4 protein-coding genes are annotated in these 3,999 nt (G+C 66.0%); 1 reads left to right on the top strand and 3 read right to left on the bottom strand.

What is annotated here, in order from left to right; all coding sequences use genetic code 11:
- Positions 1-71: 71 nt before the first annotated feature.
- The 3 genes from ACFWF3_RS27080 to ACFWF3_RS27070 all read right to left on the bottom strand — a co-directional run bounded on the left by ACFWF3_RS27080 (position 72) and on the right by ACFWF3_RS27070 (position 2,585).
- Entirely contained in the window at positions 72-1,283 is a 1,212-nt protein-coding gene (locus tag ACFWF3_RS27080) for a pyridoxal phosphate-dependent aminotransferase (RefSeq protein WP_378632188.1), read from the bottom strand.
- A gap of 74 nt (positions 1,284-1,357) precedes the next feature.
- Complete coding sequence (locus ACFWF3_RS27075; RefSeq protein ID WP_378993677.1) at positions 1,358-1,777, bottom strand: TIGR03667 family PPOX class F420-dependent oxidoreductase; 420 nt, start codon at positions 1,775-1,777, stop codon at positions 1,358-1,360.
- 100 nt (positions 1,778-1,877) lie between these two features.
- Positions 1,878-2,585 carry a siderophore-interacting protein gene (locus tag ACFWF3_RS27070; protein ID WP_379316193.1) on the bottom strand — a complete coding sequence of 236 codons (708 nt, stop codon included), beginning with the start codon at positions 2,583-2,585 and terminating at the stop codon, positions 1,878-1,880.
- Positions 2,586-2,690: 105 nt separating this feature from the next.
- Between ACFWF3_RS27070 and ACFWF3_RS27065 the strand changes: the two genes are divergently transcribed.
- Positions 2,691-3,962 (top strand): SidA/IucD/PvdA family monooxygenase, encoded by a 1,272-nt coding sequence (locus tag ACFWF3_RS27065; protein ID WP_379316191.1) that lies wholly within the window; start codon positions 2,691-2,693, stop codon positions 3,960-3,962.
- Positions 3,963-3,999 lie beyond the last annotated feature (37 nt).

Genomic DNA, 3,999 nt, shown 5'->3' with positions numbered 1-3,999 from the left:
CGACGAAGGAGTGCCCGGAGGGAGGAAGAGGTGGGGAACAGGGCCGAGAAGTGCGGCGCCAGCCGCTTGTGTTACTGGTGGTAGGTGGAGAGGAATTCGCCGATCCTGCCGATGATCTGGTCGAGCTCATCGGCTTGCGGCAGGGTGACGATGCGGAAGTGGTCGGGGGAGGGCCAGTTGAAGCCGGTGCCCTGCACGACGTGAATCTTGGTGGCCAGCAACAGGTCCAGCACGAACTTCTCGTCGTTGTCGATCCGGTAGGTCGCGCGGTCGAGCTTGGGGAAGGCGTAGAGCGCGCCCTTCGGCTTCACACAGGACACGCCCGGAATCGCGTTGAGGGCGGTCCACGCCCGATCACGCTGTTCGAGTAGTCGACCACCGGGCAGGGTGAGTTCGTGGATGCTCTGGTGCCCGCCCAGCGCCGCCTGCACAGCCTGCTGTGCGGGAACATTCGCGCACAGCCGCAGTCCCGACAGCATCGTCAGGCCCTCGAGGTAGCTCTCGGCATGGCGGGTCGGGCCGGAGACAGTGAGCCAGCCGGACCGGAAACCGGCGAGCCGGTACGCCTTGGACAAGCCGTTGAACGTCAGACACAGCAGGTCGGGCGCGAGCGAGGCGGTGACAGTGTGGGCGACGTCGTCGTAGAGGATCTTGTCGTAGATCTCGTCGGAGCAGACGATCAGATTGTGCTGGCGGGCGAGTTCGAGCATCTGCTCGAGCACCTCGGTCGGATACACCGCGCCCGTCGGATTGTTCGGGTTGATGATCACGATGGCGCGCGTGCGGTCGGTGATCTTGGCGGCGATGTCGGCGATGTCGGGATACCAGTCGGCGCTCTCGTCGCACAGGTAGTGCACCGCCTTGCCGCCGTTGAGATGCACGGCGGCGGTCCACAGCGGGAAATCGGGTGCGGGGACGAGGACTTCGTCGCCGTTCTCGATGAGCGCGGTCATCGCCATCATGATGAGTTCGGACGCGCCGTTGCCGAGGAAGACGTTCTCGATATCGAGGTCGTCGACGCCGCGGCCCTCGTAGTACTGCACCACCGCGCGCCGGGCGGGCAGCAACCCCTTGGAGGTCGCGTAGCCCGCCGACGACGGCAGGTTGGCGATGATGTCGCGCAGCAGCTCCGATGGTGCGTCGAAGCCGAACTGCATCGGGTTACCGGTATTGAGTTTGATCACCCGGTGTCCCTCGACCTCGAGTCGAGCGGCGTGCTCGGCTATCGGGCCGCGGATCTCATAGGAAACATTCGCGAGCTTGCTCGACTGTTTGAACTGCATGTCGGCTCCCCACCGTGATACGGACGGAGCTCGCCACAGTACTCGCCGGGTTCCGGCGCACGCACCGCGGCAGTTCAGAAGCCGCGCAGGCGGTCCGGGGCGACACGGATCGGCACCGAGTAGGCCTCGAAGAATTCCGATTGGGTCATCTTGATGTCGACGAAGCCCCTGGTGTATTTCCTTGCGTAGTGGGCGATCTCGTCCTCGGTGGGCGCTTCGTTCACGCGTGCCGTGCCGGTGAAGACGGCGACCTCGCCACCGCTCTCGGTGGCGTTGAAGTTGAGCGCGACCCGCGGATTGTGCGCGAGGTGCCGCAGCTTCTTGGCCTCGGGCATGGTGAAGATGAGGAACTCGTCGTTCTCCCAGTGAAACCACACCGGGTTCGGCTGCGGGGTGGTGTCCGCGCCGATGGTGGTCAACCAGATCACGTGTTCCTCGGCCAGTCGCTTGCCGACCTCTTCGCCGAAGGGGGTAGCGGCATCGAGAATGGACACGGTGCTCTCCTCGCAGGCAGGGGACAACTTCCACCCCCACCCTCGCCGAAATCCCGTCGGCCCGCCACCCGCCTCGCGGGCTGTCGCGGAACCGGTTCGCTTACTTCCAGTAGGCCTGCGCCTTGATCGAGGTCTTGGGCAGGGCGTGCTGGGTCTTGAGGGACTTCACGATCGAGCGGGTGGTGTGGCCGTCGCAGGTGACCCAGCCGTAAGTGCCGGGGACGCAGGTGATTTCCTGGGCGGCCTCGCGCAGCAGGCGGCCGTCGTCGACGCGCTGGAGCCAGGTGAGGGTGTGGTGGGGCTTGTTGTTGACCGGGATGGTCTTGTCGGACTCGTACTGCCATTCCAGCCAGACTCGCGCGGGGGTGTCGCCGATGGCGTCGAGCAGCGAGTTGATGGCGGGCAGCGAGGCGGTGTCGCCGAAGATGACGTACTCGCTCGGGGTCTGCTCCGGGAGCTGGAAGTCCGAGCCGAGCACGGTGGCGTCGAGCAGGTCGCCCGGCTTCGCGCGGCGGGCCCAGTCGGCCGCCGGACCGTTGTGCAGAGCGAAATCTATGCTCATCGTGTCTTCGTCGGGATTCTGGTCGACCAGCGTGTAGCCGCGGTGGTGCAGCTTGTCGCTGGTCGCGTCGGGGATCCACAGGCGGATCCACTGGGTGGGGTGCACCGGGTGGTCGGCGAGCAGGCCGCCCGCGGTGAAGCCGATGCGGATGAACTTGTCGGTGATCTCCTCGTTGGAGGTCACTGTCAGCCGGTAGTCGGCGCCGCCCCAGGCCTTGGTTATCAGACCGTTCAATCCCTTACCCATGTTCGTTAGGTTAGCCTAACGACACTTGTTTGTCTGCTCCGGTGGTTAAATAAGGTAAGCCTATGCAAATATGGGCTGGTGCGTGAGAGAGTGGAGAACGAACCGGTGGATACCCTCCTGGTAGTCGGTGCTGGGCCGAAAGCCCTTGCGGTGGCGACTAAATCACACGTTCTGCGCTCCCTCGGGATGCCCGCTCCGCGCGTGGTCGTGGTCGAGGCGCATGCCGTCGGCGGCAACTGGCTGCCCACCGGCGGCTGGACCGACGGGCAGCACCGGCTGGGCACCAGCCCCGAGAAGGACGTCGGCTTCCCGTACCACTCCACCTGGGCGCGCGGCCGCAATCGCGATATCGATCACGCGATGGCCGCCTTCAGCTGGACCACGTTCCTGATCGAACACGGCACCTATGCCGAGTGGATCGACCGCGGCAGGCCGAGTCCGCAACACCATGTGTGGGCCAAGTACCTGCAGTGGGTCGCGAAGTCCATCGACCTAGAGCTGGTGCTCGGTCGGGTGGACAAGATCGGTCACGGCGACGGTGAGCAGTGGCAGGTCGACGTGGTCGACGCCGACGGCGCGCAGAGCCGGCTCACCGCCGACGGCCTGATGATCACCGGCCCCGGCCGCAGCAGCCGCGCTCTCCTCGACCATCCCCGTGTGCTCAGCATCGCCGAATTCTGGGACCGGGCAGGCAAACGCACGCTGCCCGCCGCCTCCCGCGCCGCGGTGATCGGTGGCGGCGGGACCGGCGGTTCGGCGCTGGACGAGCTGGTTCGCCACGAGATGCTCACCATCTCGGTGATCTCGCCGCTGGCCACCCTCTACACCCGTGGCGAGAGCTTCTTCGAGAACTCGCTGTTCAGCGACCCCGTGAAGTGGGCGGCGCTGAGCATCCAGGAACGGCGCGACGTGATCCGGCGCACCGACCGCGGGGTGTTCTCGGTGCGTGTGCAGGAAAGTCTGTTGGGCGACAACCGCGTTCATCACCTGCAGGGGCGGGTCACCAAGATCGCGCCGCAGGGCGAATCACTGGCCTTGACGCTGAGCAACGAGTTGCGCGCCGACCAGGTCCACAACTTCGACCTGGTGGTGGATGCCACCGGTGGTCAGCCGCTGTGGTTCCTCGAGATGTTCGATCAGCGGACCGCGGATCGGCTCGAGCTCGCCGTCGGCGGTGCGTTGACGCAGTCGCGGATCGAGTCGTCGATCGGCTACGACCTGGCGGTCACCGGGCTCGGCGGCAAGCTCTATCTGCCCAATATGGCCGCGATGGCGCAGGGGCCGGGGTTCCCGAACCTCAGTTGCCTCGGCGAACTTTCGGACCGGGTGCTGCAAACGGTGCCTGCTCGGGCGCGGGCTGCCGCCATCGCGCGCTGAGTGCACACAAAAGAGCCCCCTCTCGTCGAGAGGGGGC

This window comes from Nocardia sp. NPDC060220 (assembly GCF_042727815.1).
Classification (GTDB): domain Bacteria; phylum Actinomycetota; class Actinomycetes; order Mycobacteriales; family Mycobacteriaceae; genus Nocardia.
This window is presented reverse-complemented; position numbering and strand designations above follow the sequence as displayed.

What these genes read in the sequence shown, in the direction of transcription:
- ACFWF3_RS27080 (WP_378632188.1), bottom strand. Translation starts at nt 1,283, where the DNA reads ATGCAGTTCAAACAGTCGAGCAAGCTCGCGAATGTTTCCTATGAGATC.
- ACFWF3_RS27070 (WP_379316193.1), bottom strand. Translation starts at nt 2,585, where the DNA reads ATGGGTAAGGGATTGAACGGTCTGATAACCAAGGCCTGGGGCGGCGCC.